Origin of the sequence: Undibacterium pigrum, assembly GCF_003201815.1 — a bacterium.
Classification (GTDB): domain Bacteria; phylum Pseudomonadota; class Gammaproteobacteria; order Burkholderiales; family Burkholderiaceae_D; genus Undibacterium; species Undibacterium pigrum.
This window is the reverse complement of the sequence record NZ_QJKB01000018.1, coordinates 40,765-61,276: the sequence shown is the minus strand read 5'-3', so window position 1 is coordinate 61,276 and position 20,512 is coordinate 40,765. Positions and strand designations below refer to the sequence as shown.

At 49.3% G+C, this 20,512-nt stretch carries 15 protein-coding genes; 9 read left to right on the top strand and 6 right to left on the bottom strand.

Annotation, left to right across the window (positions count from 1 at the left end; translation table 11 throughout):
• Positions 1 to 2 precede the first annotated feature (2 nt).
• A complete protein-coding gene (locus DFR42_RS26725; protein ID WP_110258139.1) occupies positions 3 to 731 on the top strand; it encodes an MOSC domain-containing protein in 729 nt (242 codons plus the stop codon).
• Between the two features lie 99 nt (positions 732 to 830).
• On the opposite strand, the gene DFR42_RS26720 is transcribed toward DFR42_RS26725, so the two are convergent.
• A complete protein-coding gene (locus tag DFR42_RS26720) occupies positions 831 to 1,736 on the bottom strand; it encodes a LysR family transcriptional regulator (RefSeq protein ID WP_110258127.1) in 906 nt (301 codons plus the stop codon).
• A 207-nt stretch (positions 1,737 to 1,943) separates the two neighbouring features.
• On the opposite strand from DFR42_RS26720, the gene DFR42_RS26715 reads away from it, so the two are divergent.
• On the top strand, positions 1,944 to 3,113 hold the full coding sequence (locus DFR42_RS26715) for an agmatine deiminase family protein (RefSeq protein ID WP_211324433.1): 1,170 nt from the start codon (positions 1,944 to 1,946) through the stop codon (positions 3,111 to 3,113).
• 100 nt (positions 3,114 to 3,213) lie between these two features.
• Here the strand turns inward: DFR42_RS26715 and DFR42_RS26710 are convergent, their stop codons facing one another.
• A complete protein-coding gene (locus DFR42_RS26710) occupies positions 3,214 to 4,128 on the bottom strand; it encodes a LysR family transcriptional regulator (RefSeq protein WP_110258125.1) in 915 nt (304 codons plus the stop codon).
• A 132-nt stretch (positions 4,129 to 4,260) separates the two neighbouring features.
• Between DFR42_RS26710 and DFR42_RS26705 the strand changes: the two genes are divergently transcribed.
• Positions 4,261 to 5,124 (top strand): MBL fold metallo-hydrolase, encoded by an 864-nt coding sequence (locus DFR42_RS26705; protein ID WP_110258124.1) that lies wholly within the window; start codon positions 4,261 to 4,263, stop codon positions 5,122 to 5,124.
• Between the two features lie 206 nt (positions 5,125 to 5,330).
• Here the strand turns inward: DFR42_RS26705 and DFR42_RS26700 are convergent, their stop codons facing one another.
• From DFR42_RS26700 to DFR42_RS26690, 3 genes are all read right to left on the bottom strand, one after another.
• A complete protein-coding gene (locus DFR42_RS26700) occupies positions 5,331 to 6,056 on the bottom strand; it encodes a hypothetical protein (protein WP_110258123.1) in 726 nt (241 codons plus the stop codon).
• A gap of 71 nt (positions 6,057 to 6,127) precedes the next feature.
• Positions 6,128 to 8,152, bottom strand: coding sequence for an AAA family ATPase (locus DFR42_RS26695; RefSeq protein WP_110258122.1), 2,025 nt, complete (start codon positions 8,150 to 8,152; stop codon positions 6,128 to 6,130).
• Between the two features lie 247 nt (positions 8,153 to 8,399).
• Entirely contained in the window at positions 8,400 to 9,269 is an 870-nt protein-coding gene (locus DFR42_RS26690; protein WP_110258121.1) for a LysR family transcriptional regulator, read from the bottom strand.
• Positions 9,270 to 9,365: 96 nt separating this feature from the next.
• Between DFR42_RS26690 and DFR42_RS26685 the strand changes: the two genes are divergently transcribed.
• A complete protein-coding gene (locus DFR42_RS26685) occupies positions 9,366 to 10,277 on the top strand; it encodes a DMT family transporter (protein ID WP_110258120.1) in 912 nt (303 codons plus the stop codon).
• 32 nt (positions 10,278 to 10,309) lie between these two features.
• On the opposite strand, the gene DFR42_RS26680 is transcribed toward DFR42_RS26685, so the two are convergent.
• Positions 10,310 to 11,041 carry a metallophosphoesterase family protein gene (locus DFR42_RS26680; protein ID WP_110258119.1) on the bottom strand — a complete coding sequence of 244 codons (732 nt, stop codon included), beginning with the start codon at positions 11,039 to 11,041 and terminating at the stop codon, positions 10,310 to 10,312.
• A gap of 316 nt (positions 11,042 to 11,357) precedes the next feature.
• Here DFR42_RS26680 and DFR42_RS26675 point away from each other — a divergent pair, with 316 nt between their 5' ends.
• The 5 genes from DFR42_RS26675 (at position 11,358) to DFR42_RS26650 (ending at position 19,931) form a co-directional block, all read left to right on the top strand.
• Positions 11,358 to 11,951: a hypothetical protein gene (locus tag DFR42_RS26675; protein WP_110258118.1), complete on the top strand. Its 594-nt coding sequence runs from the start codon at positions 11,358 to 11,360 to the stop codon at positions 11,949 to 11,951.
• A gap of 180 nt (positions 11,952 to 12,131) precedes the next feature.
• Positions 12,132 to 12,971 carry a hypothetical protein gene (locus tag DFR42_RS26670; protein ID WP_110258117.1) on the top strand — a complete coding sequence of 280 codons (840 nt, stop codon included), beginning with the start codon at positions 12,132 to 12,134 and terminating at the stop codon, positions 12,969 to 12,971.
• A 1,213-nt stretch (positions 12,972 to 14,184) separates the two neighbouring features.
• Entirely contained in the window at positions 14,185 to 14,781 is a 597-nt protein-coding gene (locus DFR42_RS26660) for a metal-dependent hydrolase (RefSeq protein ID WP_110258115.1), read from the top strand.
• A gap of 218 nt (positions 14,782 to 14,999) precedes the next feature.
• Complete coding sequence (locus tag DFR42_RS26655; RefSeq protein WP_245937103.1) at positions 15,000 to 18,200, top strand: PAS domain S-box protein; 3,201 nt, start codon at positions 15,000 to 15,002, stop codon at positions 18,198 to 18,200.
• A 132-nt stretch (positions 18,201 to 18,332) separates the two neighbouring features.
• Positions 18,333 to 19,931 carry a Shedu anti-phage system protein SduA domain-containing protein gene (locus DFR42_RS26650; protein ID WP_110258114.1) on the top strand — a complete coding sequence of 533 codons (1,599 nt, stop codon included), beginning with the start codon at positions 18,333 to 18,335 and terminating at the stop codon, positions 19,929 to 19,931.
• Positions 19,932 to 20,512: the final 581 nt, after the last annotated feature.

Sequence of the window (20,512 nt, the reverse complement as noted above, 5' to 3'; positions counted from 1 at the left end):
AGATGCAGATTTCCAGTAGCATCATAGCTGAGATCTTTATCGGTCAGCCTTGCGCCTATGGTCCCAATAGTGAAGCCAGCGCCATACAAAAGCAAAGCATCAACCATGCTGTAAAAGTGACTACAGCAGGCTTGCATGGCGATGAGCAGGGTGACAAGTTGTACCACGGCGGGCCAGACAAAGCCGTGCATCACTACCCGGCAGAACACTATGCCCTGTGGCGCGCGCAACTGGGGCCAGATGCAGCATCCACTTTCCAGCCTGGCGGCTTTGGTGAAAACATCTCCACCACAGGCTGGACTGAGCACACCGTCTGCATAGGTGATGTGTTTGCCATGGGCACAGCCCTGCTGCAAGTCACGCAAGCCCGCCAGCCTTGCTGGAAACTTAATCTGCGATTTAACCATGATCATATGGCCAGCATGGTGCAAAACAGTTTGCGCACAGGCTGGTATTACCGCGTGCTGCAAGCCGGTGTAGTGGCACAGGGCGACAACCTGCGCCTGCTGGACCGCGTAGCTCCACAATGGCCGCTGGCGCGTTTGCTGCATTATCTCTACCTGGATACGATGAACCAGCATGCCTTGCAGGCCATGGCTGAACTGGGTGCGCTCACGCCATCATGGCGCAAGCTGGCCCAGAACAGGCTGGAGCGCGGCAGGGTAGAAGACTGGAGCCGCCGGTTGATGACACCTGCCGTTGAGTTTGCGGCATCATCAACGCAGGCTTGATTTTTTTGTAGGAGCGGCTTTAGCCGCGAATCGCCGATGCAGTGAAATAATGTTCGCGGCTGAAGCCGCTCCTACAGGCGTAGCAAATTTCTTCGGTTGTCAGGTGTTCGCACATAAACTTCCTTTTGCTTCCGCCTGCAACCACGTAAACACCTGCATGACAATATCGGCCCTGGGCTCGTTCACCATGGCAGACAAGTACCAGGTCTGCCCCGTGATTTGCGGATAGCCATCCAGCAGGCATAAGCTGCCATCCTGCAAGGCTTCATCTACCAGTAAACGTGGCAGGCAGGCAATGCCGCGACCGCGTTCAACTGCATCCAGCAAGAGGCGGGCATCATCAAATAGCGCCAGTTTGCGAAACTTGCTCAGCTCATGCAAAAACAGGGTCGCAGTTTTTTCATCTGTCAGGCTTTGTTCCAGGCATAGCAAACCTGCATGCAAATGATGTTCACTGGCTGGCAAGGCATTGAGGCGGCCCGCCAGCGTAGCATGGGCCACCACTACCCAGCCATCCTGCAACCAGGGCAGCTCAGTCAAGCCTTCCTGCAACAGGGGCCGGTCGCTGATGCTGATATCAACATCAACCTCATCAACAAAACGCGCTGTCATGTCGGTGGACAGCATCAGGCATAAATCAGGGCTTTGCTCTTGCAGCCCAGCCAGACGGGCTTGCAGCCAGCCTTGCGCGATATGCTCAGGGCAGGTCAGCACAACCAGGCCGGGGTCCAGATAGGTGGCGATCTGCCCCAGGCCGCTGTGCAATACCGTCATGGAGCGCTGCACGCTTTTCAGCAAGACTTCCCCCGCAACATTCAATTCCACACCCCGGCCAACACGACGGAACAAGGGTTGTTTCAGTTGCTCTTCCAGTTGTTGTACTTGATGGCTGATGGCCGATTGGCTAAGGTGAAGCTCATCAGCCGCCCTGGAAAAATTGCCGTGACGGGCTGCCGCTTCAAAGCCAGCCAGCAAGGTCAGCGAGGGGAGTTTCTGTTTTGACATGAGTAAGACATTAATAAGATATGAGAAAACTTGAAGGTATGAGAAAACTTGATTAATAAGCGCAAATAATATCGCTTTTTCTCATGGTTTGATTCAGAGACAATCCTGTTCATGCCCTGACCGGTGATATGTCTTGCTTTGATTGCATGTTTTTGCCGGTTTTATTGATTTTTTGAGAAGTTGTAGAAAACAAGACCAGAGAAAATGATGAATACCAAACGCAGAAATTTTTTGACCAGGACTATACACACCAGCGCCATTGTGCTCGCCCCGAGCTTGCTGTATGCCTGTGGCGGTGACGCCAGTTCAGAAGTTGCCAATACGCCTTCTGGCCAGACTGGGGGCAACAATAGTGCACCGAGCCAGACGGCTGAAGTCTGGCGCATGCCCGATGAAGCAGAGCCACATGCGGCAACCTGGATGGCCTTTGGTGCATCAGAAGCTATCTGGGGGCGCCGTTTGCTTAACCCTGTGCGTGACAGCCTGGCAGGCATCGCCAATGCGATTGTCGCGTTTGAACCTGTGAACATGCTGGTACGCCAGCAAGACCTGGCACTGGCAAGACAAAAATGTGATCCGCGCATCAAACTCATCGTGCAAGAAATCAATGACTTGTGGTTGCGTGATACCGGTGCTGTATTTGTACTGGGCAGCAATCGCAGCAAAGCAGGGGTGGGTTTCAATTTCAATGGCTGGGGCAAAAAGCAGGCCTATGCGCTGGATCGCCAGGTGGCTGCAGCCATGGCCAGACAGACATCCAGCAGCTTCATCCAAAGCAGCCTGACGCTGGAAGGTGGCGGCATAGAAGTCGATGGCAAGGGCACGGCCATCATCACCGAGAGTTGCGTGCTCAATGCCAATCGCAATCCGGGGGTGACAAAAGCAGAATGCGAAAAAGAACTCTTGCGGGTGCTCGGCATCAAAAAAGTCATCTGGCTGCCGGGCATCGCCGGGGCCGATATCACCGATGGCCACACTGACTTTTATGCACGCTTCGTGCGGCCCGGCGTGGTGGTAGCCAATCTGGATGATGATACTTCTTCGCCAGAATACCAGGTCACCAAGCGCCATCTCGACATCTTGCGCAATAGCCGCGATGCACAGGGCCAGGCCTTGCAGGTTTTTCCTATTCCCGTACCCAGATCAGTGCGGCCAGAATTTGAGAACAAGAATTTTGCCGCAGGCTATATCAATTTCTATGTCTGCAATGGCGCTGTCATCCTGCCAGAATTTGGTGATGCAGAAGCAGACAACTACGCCAAAAAACAACTGGCCGATCTGTATCCGGGCAGGCGTATCGTGCAATTGAATATAGACCCGATTGCTGCAGGTGGTGGCGGCATACATTGCACGACGCAGCAAGAGCCGCTGGCTTGATCGTAGGTGAGCAGCAGCATGTAGGAGCGGCTTCAGCCGCGAATCGTCGATGACTATGGCAGATTTTTCGCGGCTGAAGCCGCTCCTACAGAGAATCAAATTACCATGGCTGGCTGGCAAATTCTTCCACCAAAAAATCCAGCAAGGCCCGCACCGCGGGCGACAAGTGACGGCGTGATGGAAATAGGGCATAGATAGTCATGGGCGGTGCTGTCCATTCCGGCAAGATGATTTGCAAATCACCCTTGTCCAGATGATCGCCCATGAGATAAGTCGGCAGCAGGGTAATGCCTGCACTGGCCAGCACAGCCTGCAACAATACCGTCGCATCATTGGCACTGAAGTGGCTGGCGATATCGACTTGCACGCTTTCATTTCCACCCTTATCTCCACCCTTATCCCCACGCACAAAGCGCCAGGTATTGCGGCCATAATTGGCATGGCTTAAACAGCGATGGGCAGGGAGCTCTTGTGGATGTTGCGGCAAACCTGCGGTGCGTATGTAAGTGGGAGCCGCCACCAGCACAGAATCACAAATCGCCAGTGGCCGTGCTATCAACAAAGGATCAGGCTCGCTGCTGATGCGTATCGCCAGGTCTATGCGTGCCTCAACCAGGTTGACCGTGCCATCACCGACATGCAGATCTATCTTCAGCAAGGGATGTTGCGCGAGGAACTTGCTGATGACACGCGCCAGATGACCAAAGGCAAATGAGGTGCTGCAAGTCAGCCGCAATTGCCCGCGCAATTCTGCATCATCGCTGCGGGTCTCTTCTTCTATATTTTCCATCAGCGCCAGCATTTGCTGGCTGCGGCGCAGGCATTGTTCACCCGCATCCGTCAGCGTCACGCTGCGCGTGGTTCTTTGCAGCAGGCGGGCATTCAGCCAGCTTTCCAGCTCACTGACATAACGCGTCACCATGGCACGCGACATATCCAGCTTGTCAGCAGTCGCACTAAAGCTGCCACTGCTCGCCACCTCACAAAACACCCGCATTGCTGTCAGTCTGTCCATGATTTATCTGCCATTTGCTCGAATATTGAAATAGTAATGTGCATTTTACCGAATTTATCTGCTTGAAAATTGAAATTACACTGCAAGCACTGAATCAATACAGATTCAAAAACCTTTCATCTGGAGCTCACCATGCTGCGCACAACCATCCTCGCCACTACCCTTGCCCTCACTTTCGCCTCTGCCCAGGCAGCCACACTCTTGCAAGTCAAAGTCTATAACGCTGACGGCAATAGCTTTAATGTCAATTCCACCCTGGTCTATGGCGAAAAAGAAGCCATGGTCATCGATGCCGGTTTCACCCGCGCTGATGCCTTGCGCATCGCCGCCAATGTGCTCGACAGTGGCAAGCAACTCAAAACCATCCTGGTCAGCCAGGCTGATCCTGATTATTACTTCGGCGTAGAAACCCTCAAAGAAATTTTCCCGCAAGCCGATGTCGTTGCTACCCCAGCCGTGCTCGAAAAGCTGACAGCCAAAGTCGCAGGCAAAGTTGCCTTCTGGGGCCCAAAAATGGGCGCGAACGCACCTCGCAAACCTGTCCTGCCCAAAGCCCTGAGCGGCAATAGCCTGACTGTGGATGGCGAAGTAGTCGAACTGCGCGGTAACCAGGGCGTGCTGGCACACCGCCCTTATTTCTGGATACCTTCCATCAAAGCCATCGTCGGCAACATAGGCGTGTTTGGTAACCTGCACGTGTGGACAGCAGATACCCAAACCGTGGCAGAACGCAGCGCCTGGGTCGCACAACTCGATGAAATGGCCGCCCTGCAACCAAAAATCGTCGTGCCTGGTCATATGAAATCTGGTACTGCTGTTGATATCAGCGCCATCACTTATACCAAGGCTTATCTGCTGTCGTTTGAGAAGAATGCAGCGGCGACCAAAACAGGTGCCGAGTTGATTGACGCGATGAAAAAAGCCTATCCTGATGCGCCTCCAGGTTTGTCTTTGGACATTGGTGCCAAGGTGAATAAGGGTGAGATGAAGTGGTGAGATTTAAATAAACCACTACAAGCTTTGAGTAATTTAACCGTAGCTTGAACTAAAGTGCTTTGAAGGTGACCGAAGTTAAAAAAATATGGTGCCTTCAAAATACCTGTACTGCAATATTTAGTCTCTAAAGCTGCCTGGAGACAATACAAATGCTCATTTGATGATGTGCATTTGATTGTAATAGATTTGATTGTTATTAATTCTTCTTACCGTGACACAAGGAATTTTAAATTTGGCAAAATGCGCTGAATAGCTATTCCTTTGATCATGCCACTTGAGATATCACCTCCAATCACGAGCGCAACTATTTTACGATTGAAGTCAACTATCGGCGAGCCGCTACATCCTTGAAATTCATCATGACCAGGATGCGATTCGGGTAATCGGAAATAGTGAACTTCATCCTCTGAATGCGAATATATGAGTCCAGAGTGGGTGACCATATCGGATACGAATACATCATTTCCATGCTTTTCAGATCTTATCCTTCCTGAGAAGCCATAAATTTGCTCAACGTCGGGAATACCAATGCAAGTCGTATTAAATATCTGATGGGGTTTTTTATCAAAAAGACCGCGAGGTGTGCGATATTCGTACCAAGTTTGCAAATCGGGTGAAACTTGGGCTGCACATAAATCAAGCAGACGAATTTCACCTGAGGTCTTTCGAATCTCGCCAGGGAACGTAAAAGCTTGCGGACGGTAGTACTCAAGTTGGCCATATCCATCTTGCTGTATTACGGCGGCCCAACCCGTCGATTCACTATTTACCACGTGTTCAACACTTAGAATAAATCGATTTCCATGATGATCTATCATGGTTCCACTACCAAGATTTACTATAGTTCCGTGAGCATCAAATTGCACAAGTGGGATACTCGTGATGAGTATCCACTTGAGCCAATCACTACCTTCTTTTTCTGTGATGTTCATGTGAGTGCTGAAAAGATTTGAGATTCAATCAAGCTAGAAATTATCACGAGAATTTCTTATCTTAAAAAACATTATTTAAGTGATTTATTGATACGGTCGATCAAACTTGAAAATTGTTGTCTTTCTTTTTCAGATAGATCATTTGCTTCATGGTCCTTTGTCCAACGAATATATGCCTTTGCTAATTTATACTTTGAGAAACCAGAAACTTCTTTAGTGAAAATATCTATAATTGGCCGTGATGGATTTTGATTCGCAATTGTTGAAACATCTTTCCCAAAAGTGCCATTTACAATATTTATCAAGGTGGGCCTTAGTAAATCTTCAATCTCAGGTTTTAAGACATCGGCACAAAAATCTTTGGTTCGTAAAATATTTTTATTACCTAATGTATGGACAAGATTTTCTTGTTGAGCGGCTTGGTCACCTGCTGCGTCAGAATCTAACAGTGCTGCAACCTTTAGTTTATGGGCATGCAATATGGTTGCGTAATAAACTACTTTTCCTGCCGAATTTGCAAAAACTAAGGCAATCTTTTCATTCAAATCAGCAGTGTTTGAGGATCGAAGCAATTGTGCGGTCGACTCAATATACCAATAATCTGTAATTCCTTCTAAGATCAAATTTCTTTCTTGGGCAAACAAGCTACTAGCTAAGTCATAACCTAATGCTTCTTGAAGCGGTAACAAGCCAGCGGGGTCACTTGAAGAAATAGTTGTATGAACTTTGGTTCCTTCCGTGCGATTCTTCATTTCAACAACACGAACGATATCTAATTCGTCAGGCCCTACAAGAAATGGCGAGTGAGTCGTAAATATGGTCTGGTTTGTTGCTGCAAGTCTTGTAATTGTTTGTCGGAAATCTCTTTGTTTTAAACCATGCAAACTTGTGCCAGGTTCGTCCAGTAATAAGATTGAGTTAGAATGCTTGTCCTTTGCTTCAGCGAAGAAAACAACAAAAAAAGAAACCAACCATTGAAAACCTTCAGAGCGTTGGTCAAGTTCAACCTCAACGCCAAGATCGTCTTCCACGACAACTTTTAAATACTGTCCGTCACAGCGAACTTGTAATTTATCTGCTTCGGCTCTTTCAGAATTGGGATGCCAAACAGAACGAATCTCGCTAGTAAGTTTGAGACTCGCAGCATTCAGCTTATAGCTCCTAGTATCGAGTCGATCTCTATACACTTTAAGTGCATCGGAATCGTGTAAATCTGGAGATTTCGTGTTTCCTAGTTCTGATAATTCTTTTGCAGTAAATCCCAGCAATTTCAACAGACATAAATTTCCATAGTCATACGCTTCATCATCTAGGATTTTTTGCTCAATTCTTAAAGCTAAGTGTGCGAGATGAATTGATGGTTTAACCTTGAAGTAATTACTAAATAGGATGAATACCGGAACCCTTTTCCCCAGAATATCTAAGACACTATCTCGTTTTGCATTGAATTGAATTTTATTTATTAGATCCTCGAATCTTTGCTCTTCACTTTTATTACCCTCTTGAAGAAAATGATAGTGATTCTCCAGCCATTCCTTTAAGAAACCCGCAATAGGTCCAGAAATATCAGTCGAATCGGTTAATTTTTCCGTAATTATTTTCAGTGCTTCTGATGGTTTTTTCGAAGGATTCTCGCTGTCTTCTACAGTAAACTGCTTATCCATATGCGCAGAGAGTCTTAATAAATCTCCTCGCAATTTTGAATAAACAATTCTCTCAGGAGCATCTATTAGTTTATGGTAATGTTTATGGGGACCACCATATTTGCGCCATAACTGATATTTGCAAATATGAAATTCTGGCGGTATAAGAGCCTTATCGGCTTCGTCCAACGTAAATTGACCAGTCACAAAATTTACATTTTCTGGTTTTATTACGCCAGTCGTAATGTCATTGTATTTTGCTCGAGGGAAGTCTCTCAAAAGATCAAAATCAGGCACATCATTTGGTTTCTGAAGAAGTTGAATAGCTCGCAATAAAACCGTTTTTCCGGCTTCGTTAGGACCAACCAAAATTGTCTTTAAAGATTCTATGTCTATTTCGCCAGAATCAATAATGCTGCGAAAGTTCTCGACTCTTACTTGTGCCAGTCTCATCACGTCTTCCTTCCAATTGCTATAGATATTCTGAAAGCTTAAATCATAATAATTGCTGTCATTTTAATCATTTCAATTTAACATGAATTTTTAATGTCAAAATAGAACCACATAATTCCACAACAATATTTTGCAGTTTTTAGCAATATTGTTGCCAATTCGTTCTTATTCACAATAATTCGGTCAAAAGCGCAGTGACACTTTTGTCAGTGGCAACTATTTTTGCTCTGAAGATGCAGGTTTTTGGTTAGTTACCCCCACGCCGTTCACTCAAGCCCTGCATAATCTCATTCGCCAGACACTCCGCCGCAGGCGAATTATTTTTCCGCCCCTTGATGAGCACAATATCCAGCGGCGCTATCGGTTTCAGGCCTTCCGCTTTCCCCAGTCGCACCAGATGTGCAGGGGCGCTGCATTCTGCCAGTGCGGCGATTGCCAGGCCTGCTTCGACCATCGCCAGTATGCCCAGCAGGCTGGGGCTGCTGTAGGTGGAGTAATAGGGCAGGCCGCTTTTTTCCAGTGCGGCGAGGGTATGGGCGCGGGCGACGCAGCCCTTGTCGTACAGGGCGACTGGCAGCGGGCTTTTCTTCCATACGGCGTGTTTTTCTGACCCTACCCAGACCATGGGTTCGCGGCGTATGAAGGCGCCGTCGAGACCTTCATCACGGGTGACAAAGGCTAGGTCGATGGCACCTTTCTTTAGCAGCGGTCTGAGCAACAGGCTTTGCAGGCATACCAGTTCTATTTCTACACCAGTAAATCTTTTTGAAAACCGCTCCAGCACGGCGGGCAGTAACGAGGATACATAATCATCGGGTGAACCCAGCACCACCTTGCCCACCACTTGTTGCGTGCGCAAGGCATTCAGCGCTGCCTGTTCTGTCTGCAATAGCTGGCGTGCATATGGCAATAAAGTTTCGCCAGCCAGCGTCAGGGCGATGCGCCGGGTATGCCGTTCAAACAGGGGCTGGCCCAGGCTGGATTCAAGTTTGCTGATCTGCATGCTGACCGCTGCCTGTGACCTGTGCACGGCTTCAGCCGCGCTGACAAAGCTCAGGCGTTCGGCGGCCAGCACAAAGGTGCGCAACTGGCTGAGGTTGAGTTCAGATAAATTCATGATTCAGTTTTTCGAATGTATGACTTCAATTTAATCAGCTTGTCTGATGCATGGACAAAATTCATGATAGCGCAATAATCAACCTGAGAGCAAAATATGTCTGCGCCATCAGCCGCCATTCCATACAACCGCAAGGCCACACTGGCTTACATTGCCGCCATGCTGATGCTGGCAACCCTGGGTATCTTTATTCATGAAGCTGGCCTGGATGCAATTACCACCGTTTTCTTCCGCTGCCTGTTTGCCGCCATCGCGCTGGCGCTGTATTGCGCCTGGAAAGGCATGTTTGTCGCTGCTAATTTCTCATGCAAGAATTTGGGGCTGGCCGTATTTGGTGGCGTGCTCATGGTGGTGAACTGGGTCACTTTTTTTGCTGCGATACAGCGCATAGGTATTTCGGTTACCACCATAGTTTTTCATGTGCAGCCGTTTATTGTCTTGTTGTTGGGGGCAGTGCTGTTCCGTGAAAAAATCGCTGCCAACAAACTGGCCTGGATATGTCTGGGTTTTATCGGACTGGTATTGGCTTGTGGTTTGAAAACAGGAGGTATGCAAATGAGTGAACAATATCTGCTGGGTTTGCTGCTGACACTGACAGGTGCCTGCGCCTATGCCGGTGTGACCCTGACCACCCGCGCCATGCGCAATATGCCCGCGCATCTGATTGCACTGATACACTGCCTGGCTGGCCTGGTTTTGCTGGCCGCCCTGATCACTATCCCTGCTGATGGCATCAGAGTGCAGCAATGGGCCTGGCTAGTCGGTCTGGGCCTGATACCTACCGCACTGGCTTATGTATTGATCTATGGTGCTTTGCCAAAAATGCCAACCCCTGCCATTGCCGTGCTGACTTTTATCTATCCGGCGATGGCGCTGGGCATGGATTATCTGGTCTATGGTCAGCGCATCAGCTTGCTGCAAATGGCCGGTCTGGTACTGATTGTACTGGCCAGCCTGGGTGTCAATCTTGACTGGTCATGGCGGCCCGCGAGTCAAAAGACTGCATAGATGCAGATGTGCATCTGCTGCTTTTGAGAGATTCAGGAACGACGCTTGTTCAATACCGCCCAGGGCACTTCATGATCATGCCTGCCCGCCACCACGACATTACCATCGACATCGCTGACGCCGCACAGGCCCACCCCATGGGCTTTGAAGCCCAGTCTTTCCTGGTGTTTGCTGTAGTCAATGCGGTCATGGTGGTGGCCATGAAAAGTGCGGCTAACACGCATGCTGCGTGCCAGTTCATCAATCACACCAAAGCCATGCGGATGGGCGCTGGGGGCTTCGTGGGTGACGAGTATGTCGGCACGCTGGCTGGCGAGGTAGTTGTAATCGGTAGGGAAGATGGAACTGTAATGCTTGCGCGGCAAGCCTTCACGCCAGCGGTTTTCTTTACCGGCCTTGATGGCGTATTCCCTGTGCGTATGAAAATTCTTTGGCCCCGGTGGCATCCAGATATGGCCGCGAAACACGCCGCCCAGACCGGCTATCTTATAACCCGCTACCTCGGCCACGCGCCCATGCAGGTTGCGGTGGGCCAGGGCTGAGCCAAACAGGTGATCGTAATCGGCATCAGTATCGGTGTCATGGTTGCCGTGGATAAACCAGATCTCGGTCAGGTCCATGATGGCTGACAGTTCCACTTCCAGTGGCTGCCTGGCTTGCAAATCGCCCAGAAAAACGATGGCAGCAGGGCGCTTTTCCAGCACGGCATGAATCACATGCTGGAAATTACCATGGGTGTCACCGCAAAAAAAGATATCTGGCATTGGCAGTTTTGGTCACATGAATGTCATTTCAAGACAATACCTGAAATCATCTCTACACTCTACCAAAACCTGTTTGCGCATGCCCCCGATGCACCTGGCCTGAAGAAAATTTGTCTAATGTTTTTCAAGGATTTTATTTGCATCTCCCCGCCAGTCAATGTCGGATCTGGCACCTGACATGAGTACAGCCTTGACTTCAGTCAGTGTCGGTATCAGTGCATTATCAACAAGAACTTACATCTCATGAAAATTCGCCTGATTCCCGTATATTATGCTGGTTTGTATAAGCTGCAGTTTTTTTTTATGGGATGTCACTATGTTTTCCTGGCGCTGGCTCATTGTTGTCATCATCGTCATCTTCGCGGTACAGCACTGGCGCAACCGTCCCTTGCCTGTACCTGCTGGCAGCATTGCTCCTAATGATCCAGTACAAACCATGCTCAGCAAAGGCACGGTCTACGAGCAAAACAATTACAAACTGACAGCCCTGGCTGACTTTACGGTAGAGGCGCGGGTGCTGTCGAAGCAGACCTATTCTTCTGACCGCGAAGCACAACTTGCCCCGGTGGACCTGGCGCTGGGATGGGGTGCCATGTCAGATACTGCCGTGCTGGATAAATTGTCGATTGGGCAGAGCAACCGTTTTTACTTTTATCGCTGGGATACAGAACCACCCCGTCCAGCCTCAGAAATTGCCACACATAGCGCCAATATGCATTTGATCCCCACCAGCTCAGCGGTGGAAAAAACCTTGAGAGAGGTGCGGGTAGGCCAGGTTGTCAAAATACGTGGTCAACTTGTCGAGGCCACTGCCGCCGATGGCTGGCGCTGGCGTTCTTCCCTGACCCGTGAAGATACTGGGGCAGGTGCTTGCGAGCTCATAAGGGTAGAGTCAGTAGAAGTCCAGTAAATGCCCGACGGCAATTTCGCATGATTTGGTACTGTTTTTTAATACCTTGAGTCCAAAAATTTAATGCTTTGTCCAAAAATATAGCCGCTTCTGGCAAAAATGGTGACACTTTGCATTCTTATCGTTGCTGAGCCAGAAGATATATGCTGGCGTGGCAGGATTACTCAAGGATAGTTCACTATGCACGCTGCTGTTAATCTTACTGCTTCCGTCACTGCACCCGCCGCCGCCCCCGTTCGCTATGCGGCGATACTCGCTTTCCTGCTGGCATCACTGAGCCTTGTATCTGGCCAGGCGCATGCACAGTCCAGTGCATCTGCTGCAAGCGCATCTGCAGCCAGTAATACGGCCAGTAACATTGCAAGTGCGGTAGCCACTGAAGAGCCGCAAAGTGTAGAAGTCAAAGCCATCAGGGACCCGGCCATCATGCCGTACAAGACGGCTTATGAACTGATATCCAAAGTGCGGGCCGCCAGCAAGGACAAGGTTGAAATCATCATCCGCATCACCGCAGCCAAGACTCACGCCCCCATTCCCAACCTGGCGATTTATCTCGACACCAAGGACAGCCGCAAAAAACTGGAGATATCCGCCGCAGGTGATGTCACCGTACCGCTGGATGCTGTTGCCTATGCAGAGGGTGCAGAATTTGTCACCAACCAGAAAAAAGGCAGCATGGAAGGCCACATCATGTTGCTGCCCAAATTGCCCCAAGATGTGTTCAAGTATGCCGATGTCAGTGACAGCATAGAATCTGCCCGCCTGGCCGTTAAAGAACTGGTGCCATGGTATTTGCGCCTGTTCATGCCGTCCGTCAATGGTGTAGGGATTTGTTATCGCGAGCAAAACCAGACGGTGCTGGTCAAGGGCAATGAAGAGCAGCATCTGGCAGCCAACAACGATACTACGGACCCGATGAAAAACAAAATCCATTGCGCCAAGTTTGCCGCTGCGGATGTCGCCAAAGATAAAGAAAAGCTCATCATGCCTGCAACAGGCTGGCAGGCAATTTTTATGTAAGCTGCGATAGCTTTATTTTGTATTTTTCATGACCAGGGTCAGCAATATCAATGGCCCTGGTTTTTTTGCGTCCAATGTTCAACACCGCGGCAGCGTGCATCCTGACAAGGCCAGCATGGCAATCAGGGCGAGTGTGAAGTGGAGGGACTTGTTTTGTAAGAGGCCTGCAACTGAGGTCGCTGATGTGGGAGCTGATGAGGTAACAGATTTCCGGAAGTTCATGTTTATACAAAGATGGCAGTGAATATCATTGCCCCATGTTCTGAGGTAAAAATATCTTAGCATGGATAAAAACACGCTTGCCATGAGCTTGTAAGCGTTTGTTTCTAGAACTCATTTCATAAATAGGATGAGTGCGAACAAGACGATTTGGGATGCAGTGCAAGGCGTGACCTGCAGCTAAGGCTCCTGCCTTAGCAAAGGGCGCAACGCTGCAATGCGCCCAAATCGTCAGTTCCCGAAGGGTTTGCCTCATAACGCGCGCTGGACTGCGTTGGACTCGTTATCAATAGCACCGCTATTGATCGCCTCGCCCGCCTTGCCATCCCACGTTATGAGGCAAACGCATCTCACCCTATTTATGAAATGAGTTCTAGCCATCACCCCTATCAACACCATTCCCGCCATCAAGCCGCTTGTTGCCAGGCATCAGTATGCTCAAGCCAGTTTGATCAATGTATGTATGGTTGACGCAAGCATCATTAGACCCAGGCATATGCTGGCTGGTGGCAGTTTCTTTTGTGGGCGACGTGAAGATTTTTTATTGTTTGTCAGGATTCTCATTTTTATACCCCAAAAATAATGCGTTGCTGGTCAGGAAAGTGGAAATAAGTGGAAATTATCTACAGTGTGATCATGACGAGTATGATGCACCCATCCACTTGACATGGATGTAGGAAGACAGAACCAGCTTGCGTAGGAATTGACAGGAAGAAGTGACAGCAATGCCCCGGGCATCAGAGACAAGAACCAGATGAAGGTAAAAACACCCCCAATAAAATTGCCTGCCCCACTATCCATGGCAGAACTTGAAAAAAGTTCATTGCGGTAAGTGTAACGCTCTGATATCAGGTTAAAGCCAGCTAAGACGGTGGCAAAAGTCTCTGCCGCTTGAACATCTTTTTGCAGTACTTCACACACAGCGCATACTGGCTACATGCACCCTGGGTAATCTGCAACAGTCCCCACTCCTGCCGCCTGGCCCGGCTTTACCATGTCTTCATTTCTGGCCCACGTCGCCGCTGGCCTGACTTTGTATTTTTGTAAGCCTGTTGATAAAACACGAAGGCCGGGCCTGGCCTTGGGCTTGCCGGTTTTGCTGGTATGGCTGGCGATCGTGCCAGACTTTGATTACCTTGCCATCTGGTTCCTCCATGCACGCTTTGAGCTGCGTGTCACCCATACCCTGTTGTTTTGCTTTTTGATCAGCGGGATTATTTACTGGCTGACAGCGCGCTTGAAACCCGCATACGCTGCAGCTTCGGGGTATTGGGTGCTATTGCTGGCGGTGTGTTCGCATCTGGTGCTGGACCTGCTGGTAGGGCGCTCGCTACCCTTGCTGTGGCCGTTTGTTCCTCACAAATTCTCGCTGTCTATGGCCTTATTACCGGGAGTCTCGCATACCGGCGTTATCAGCTATGCCTTCTGGCGCAATCTGCTCATGGAAGCCTGTCTCCTCACGCCCATACTTGCAGCGATCATCATGCTGGCAAGGGGTTTGCCATTGCGTGCTTATCTGCCTGAGATTTTACTGGTGCTGGCGATGTGGTCAGGGCTGGTGTTTGCAAGCGGCAGACTGATGAGTAACTGATACGCACGGTGTATGGGGTTTGTCGCTGGATTCGTGGACTGAATTTTAAGTCTTTGTTTTACAAAGACTTTCCATAAGCAACACCACAATGAATTGCGCAATTCCATGTCAGGTTGTGTCTTATAATGGCAGGCTTGCATCAAGCAGTATCTACCTGGACGTTCAGATTCTGCAAGCCAGGAAAGCCAGACACTAATTACAATACCCATGAAATGCCCATGACAAATTCAACACCAGGCGAACGCATGCATCAAGCTTTTCTTCACGATACCGGTGCCATCGGCCAGCTGGTCGACAATTTTGACTGGAGCAAGACTGCTTTGGGCGATATCAATAGCTGGCCAGCCGGTATCAAGGCGGTGGTGGCAATGATGTTGCGTTCACCCGTGGCCATGGTGATGCTGATGGGTGTGGAAGGCGTCATGATCTATAACGAGGGTTATGCAAAATTCGCTGGCCCGCGCCATCCCCAGTTGCTAGGCATGACAGCGCTGGAAGGCTGGCCAGAAGTCGCTGAATTTAATGCCATGATCATCAGCCGGGTATTTGCCGGTGAACGAATCAGCTATACCGATCAGGAATTTTCTCTCAACAGAAAAGGCATACTGGAACAGGTATTTTTGAGCCTTGATTATTCGGCAGTCTCTGACGAGTTTGGCACCACCGCGGCTGTGCTGGTCACAGTGGTAGAAACCACTGAAAAAGTAAAGGCCGACCGCTGGGTCAAAGGCGAGCATCAACGCCTGCAGGCCATGTTTGAACAAACCCCGGGTTTCACCGCCATGCTGACCGGGCCGCAGCATACTTTTACACTGACCAACCGCGCTTACTCATCGCTGGTGAACAACCGTGAGGTATTGGGTAAAAGTGTAGCAGAAGCGCTGCCAGAGGCGGCGGAGCAGGGCTTTGTCGCCCTGCTTGATAAATTGTATGTGAGCGGCGAAATATTTGAAGGCCATGCCATCCCGTTTTCTTTGATGGATGAAATCAATGGTGGCACCAAGAATTGCTTTCTCGATTTTGTCTATCAACCATTAAAAAATGATGCTGGTGAAGTATTCGGCATCTTTGTGCAAGGCTTTGATGTTACCGACCGAGTGCTGGCAGAAAAAGCACGGGTTGAAAGCGAAACCCTGTTCCGCACACTGGCCCAGGCCGTGCCCAACCAGGTGTGGGCGGCATCGCCAGATGGCTTGCTGTACTGGTTCAATGACCGTGTGTATAGCTATAGTGGTACCAGACCGGGTGAGCTTGATGGCGACAAATGGGCCAGCATCCTGCACCCTGATGAAGTGGCAGAAGTGGCGGCTACCTGGATAGCCGCAGTCACTTCCGGCGAAGTTTACCAGACTGAATTTCGCATTCGCCAGCATGATGGCATTTATCACTGGCATCTGGTCAGGGCCTTGCCCATCCGTGATGAACAGGGCGAAATCCTGCGCTGGATAGGCACCAATACCGATATCCATGACCAGAAGAGTGCATCCCAGGTCCTGACCCATGAAAACCTCAACCTGACCCAGCAAGTCAGCCAGCGCACAGAAGAACGTGACCGCATGTGGCGGCTAGCGACAGACCTGATGCTGGTGGCCGATGTGGATGGCAATATCACCTCGGTCAACCCGGCTTTCACTTCTTTGCTGGGCTGGAAAGAGGCAGAGGTTGCTGGTATGCCGTTTATCAGCCTGATACATCCAGATGAGCAGCAGCGCGCAGGCGGCAAGTTATTTGCTTCTTCTGATGGCAACAACACGTTCAAGTTTGAAAAACATGTGCGCCGTGTTGATGGTACTTACAACCTGGTTTCGTGGACAGGCTCGCGTGATGCTGGCCTGTTCCATGCGGTTGGCCGTGATGTTACTGCTGAACGTGCCGCAGCCGCCGCCATGAAGCGCACCGAGCAGGCGCTTATACAATCACAAAAAATGGATACCATAGGCAAGCTGACTGGTGGTGTCGCCCATGACTTTAACAACCTGCTGCAAGTCATTTCTGGCAACCTGCAATTGCTGGCTGCCGAAGTCAAAGACAATCCGCGTGCGCAGCGCAAGATAGACAATGCACTTGATGGTGTCTCGCGCGGTGCCAAGCTGGCCAGCTATCTGCTGGCATTTGGCCGTCGCCAGGCGCTTGAACCCAAGGTTGTCAAGGTCAGCCGCTATATAGGCGCGATGGAAGACATGCTACGGCGCAGCCTGGGTGAAGCGATAGACATAGAAATGATCGCCTCTGGCGGCTTGTGGAATTGCCTGGTCGATGTACCACAACTGGAAAACGCCATTCTCAACCTGTGCATCAATGCCCGCGATGCGATGGAATCCAACGGCAAGCTGACCATAGAAATGGGCAATGTCGCCCTCGACGATGAATATGCAGCCAGCCACCTGGAAGTAGAGCGCGGCCAGTACATCATGATCGCCGTCAGCGACACCGGCAGTGGCATGACGCCAGAAGTCATGGCCCAGGCCTTCGAACCTTTCTTTTCGACCAAACCAGAAGGCAAGGGTACAGGTCTGGGCCTGTCCATGGTCTATGGCTTCGTTAAACAGTCAGGCGGCCACGTCAAAATCTATAGCGAAATTGGCGATGGCACCACTGTCAAGCTCTACCTGCCGCGCTCCATGGCAGCAGAAGAAATGACTACCATTATCGACAGCCGCGAAATTGTCGGCGGTGAAGAAACCATACTCGTAGTGGAAGATGATGTCGGCGTGCGCAAGACGGTCGTCGAGATGCTGGGTGGCCTGGGTTACCGCGTTTTGCAGGCTGGTGAAGCCGAAGGTGCACTGGCCATCGTACAAAGTGGCCTCGCCATCGATTTGCTGTTCACCGACGTCGTCATGCCCGGCCCGCTACGCAGCCCCGACCTGGCCCGAGAAGCACGCGGCTGCCTGCCCAACCTGGCGGTGCTGTTCACCTCCGGTTATACCGAAAACGCCATCGTCCACGGTGGCCGTCTCGACGCTGGTGTCGAGCTGCTGGGCAAGCCCTATACCCGCGCCGCCCTGGCACAAAAAATCCGTCATGTGCTGGCTAACCAGAAGCAGCGCAAACAAGCTGCGCCAACTCCCCCAGCCGCCGCAACAGCACGCGGCAAGCACATCCTGCTCGTTGAAGATGACGAAGTCATCCGCACCAACACGACAGAATTACTGTCCCTGCTGGGCCACAGCGTCCTTGCCAGCAGCGACGCTGAGCAGGCATTGACCTTGCTGTCGTCAACAAAATTTGACGTCCTCATCACCGATATCCAGCTCCCCGGCATGTCTGGCGAAACCCTGGCCTCGCAGGCTCGCAGCATGCTGCCTGCATTGCATGTGGTATTTGCCTCAGGCTTGCATCAGCAAATCAACTTGCCGGGGGCTGTCACCCTGATCAAGCCATATGATCTGGCGGCGCTGGCGGAGGTAGTGAATTAATAGATTTATTGTCTAATTTGTAAGAATATACTAATATTTTATGCTTGGTATGGAGCATCTTGATTTGCTACGATTTTAGATATGGCATAGCACTTCAATTTTCGATTAACTAGAATAAAGATTGAGTAAAAAATGTCCAATTCACATTTCGCCGAGCCAATTCCGGTGCTTGCAAAATTACGATTAATGCTTCTTAAGACACTAAATGTTCAGGATGGAGGAGGTGATTTCTCCGTTAAAAGAGGTCTTTTGGATTTGTACCGCCGTAATCCAACTCAGGGCAAGATGACCCATGGAATATTTAGTGTAAATGAGGATTGGGTGTTAGGTGAAAGTAACCTGCCAGCGCTGGAGACGGCGCTTACATCATTAGATGATCTCGAACGCTGGCCATTGCCTGATTTTAGTTTCTGCTCTGTTATTTGGGAAGGCAAGCCTTGTGGGGTGCTAGTCGAAAAAGATGAGTTGAAAGGTGGCGGGCTTCTTTTTGTTGCCACGCTATTTTTCATCTCTGACGAAGAGATGAAAATCTCACGAGCTGAATTCAGAGCAGCGAAATCTCAGCCTGAACCCTTTGCCTCATTAATGACGATAACAGATTGGATGAGGTATTCGATATCTGAGGTTGGAAATGAACCTATCGCCTCATTCCTGTTTCGGTGTATAGCTGGTCTGCACTCCTGCCAATTTAGGCGCATGAAAGCTTCGGATCTTAAAAAAGCTGATGTCAGTCTAATCGCTCCGCCTCGTGAGAACGATTTCTTACTAAATCTCTGTAAAAACGCTTATGCTGGCAAAGTAGTTTGTACCAGGGCTATTGTTCCAATGGAGCTTATCATACCAGACGATATGGAGCACGCCCTTGAGTTTCCTCTTGATGAAGTAAAACGCTTCATGCCAGCCCATATAGATAATGGCCAAGCTGTAACAGAACTGCTTTTGTACCAGTCTGATGGAAAGTTCATCATGGGTGATGATTATGTAGGATACCTTACCTATAAGGCGCTCCTCTTTAAAAAAGTCCCCGCAGTTATTCTTGGTGATTTCAGTTCGACCGAAGTCGAAATTTTAGAGCGAGGCGGTAGTGAATTAATACCTCCAATAATGGTCACAAAAGGACTGACGGAAAGTAGAAGCAGAGGTAGCGATAATATGCAGAAACTTCAAGAGAGACTTGCGAGCTTAGGGCCAAGTAAACCAACCATTGCAGGAGAATTCTCACGAATTTATCTTGAATTCTGCCATTTATTGAGACGTCGTCGAAAGCGTGAAGCTGATATCCATAATTTTCTTAAGAGATACCCCGTTATGATAGATGGTCATGCAGCAAAGGTACATAGTGAAGTACGCGTAGGTAACTATCGTGCTGACTTGATTTTTCAATATGAGCAGTCAGATAAACGAATTTTATTGATCGAGCTTGAAATGGATAACGTACCAATTTTCACAAAGAAGAATAGACTACGAGAAGGTTTTGATCATGCATCGCAACAAATTGAGGACTGGATTCAAGCTATACGAACTAATGCACCGCAAATGCCAGAATGGCTTAAAGGGGAGTACGTTGTTGAGGGAATGGTCGTTATTGGACGTTCAGCAAAATTAACTGATACCCAAAAGAAAACGCTTTTCACTATTAATTCCAATCGCCTTGTGAAAGTCATTACATATGATGATTTGCTTGAGAGATTTGGTAGGTTAATTGGTTCGTTTGATCAAGTCGAAATTTAAAAGCGCCGTAATGTTTAAGTGCCCCGAATTTATATCGCATACTTAATAGTGTAGCTGTAGTAAATCAAAATTTTTGTATCTCTAAGTCACAAGGCGAAGCGCAGCAAGCTTCGGGCAAGGCCTTGATACTTTATTTGTCAGCATGGTCAAGGCGAAAAGAGGAGATTGCCTTTTCCCACATGGTAAAACCTGGCCAGTTATTCTTGGGTGCTGGATCAGGTTTGCTTTCTTTAGGCGCAATGCCGTTTCTATTCAGACCTGCAAATTCTCCGATAAGCGGGAATAATCCCCGACCATCCGGTATCTCAATTTTTTGCGACAATACCACTTTGGCTAATTGTAATTATTGGTATTGTTAAGGTATTTAAGTTGTGATACCAATTTCATCGCTACGCCTCACAGTTTTTATTTTCCAAATCCTGACTCTTCCAATTGGACTCATCTTTTGTAACAAGATTTTGTTTCCAAAAAAACCACTTGACCGCCTCATATTTAAGCAACATCTTGGAATCGGTTTCGCACAAAAAAGAGACCACAAACCCGAAATGACCTCACAGAATCGGGGCATTTCTCTATCAACA

What these genes read in the sequence shown, in the direction of transcription:
- DFR42_RS26725 (WP_110258139.1), top strand. Translation starts at nt 3, where the DNA reads ATGCAGATTTCCAGTAGCATCATAGCTGAGATCTTTATCGGTCAGCCT.
- DFR42_RS26720 (WP_110258127.1), bottom strand. Translation starts at nt 1,736, where the DNA reads ATGTCAAAACAGAAACTCCCCTCGCTGACCTTGCTGGCTGGCTTTGAA.
- DFR42_RS26715 (WP_211324433.1), top strand. Translation starts at nt 1,944, where the DNA reads ATGAATACCAAACGCAGAAATTTTTTGACCAGGACTATACACACCAGC.
- DFR42_RS26710 (WP_110258125.1), bottom strand. Translation starts at nt 4,128, where the DNA reads ATGGACAGACTGACAGCAATGCGGGTGTTTTGTGAGGTGGCGAGCAGT.
- DFR42_RS26705 (WP_110258124.1), top strand. Translation starts at nt 4,261, where the DNA reads ATGCTGCGCACAACCATCCTCGCCACTACCCTTGCCCTCACTTTCGCC.
- DFR42_RS26700 (WP_110258123.1), bottom strand. Translation starts at nt 6,056, where the DNA reads ATGAACATCACAGAAAAAGAAGGTAGTGATTGGCTCAAGTGGATACTC.
- DFR42_RS26695 (WP_110258122.1), bottom strand. Translation starts at nt 8,152, where the DNA reads ATGAGACTGGCACAAGTAAGAGTCGAGAACTTTCGCAGCATTATTGAT.
- DFR42_RS26690 (WP_110258121.1), bottom strand. Translation starts at nt 9,269, where the DNA reads ATGAATTTATCTGAACTCAACCTCAGCCAGTTGCGCACCTTTGTGCTG.
- DFR42_RS26685 (WP_110258120.1), top strand. Translation starts at nt 9,366, where the DNA reads ATGTCTGCGCCATCAGCCGCCATTCCATACAACCGCAAGGCCACACTG.
- DFR42_RS26680 (WP_110258119.1), bottom strand. Translation starts at nt 11,041, where the DNA reads ATGCCAGATATCTTTTTTTGCGGTGACACCCATGGTAATTTCCAGCAT.
- DFR42_RS26675 (WP_110258118.1), top strand. Translation starts at nt 11,358, where the DNA reads ATGTTTTCCTGGCGCTGGCTCATTGTTGTCATCATCGTCATCTTCGCG.
- DFR42_RS26670 (WP_110258117.1), top strand. Translation starts at nt 12,132, where the DNA reads ATGCACGCTGCTGTTAATCTTACTGCTTCCGTCACTGCACCCGCCGCC.
- DFR42_RS26660 (WP_110258115.1), top strand. Translation starts at nt 14,185, where the DNA reads ATGTCTTCATTTCTGGCCCACGTCGCCGCTGGCCTGACTTTGTATTTT.
- DFR42_RS26655 (WP_245937103.1), top strand. Translation starts at nt 15,000, where the DNA reads ATGACAAATTCAACACCAGGCGAACGCATGCATCAAGCTTTTCTTCAC.
- DFR42_RS26650 (WP_110258114.1), top strand. Translation starts at nt 18,333, where the DNA reads ATGTCCAATTCACATTTCGCCGAGCCAATTCCGGTGCTTGCAAAATTA.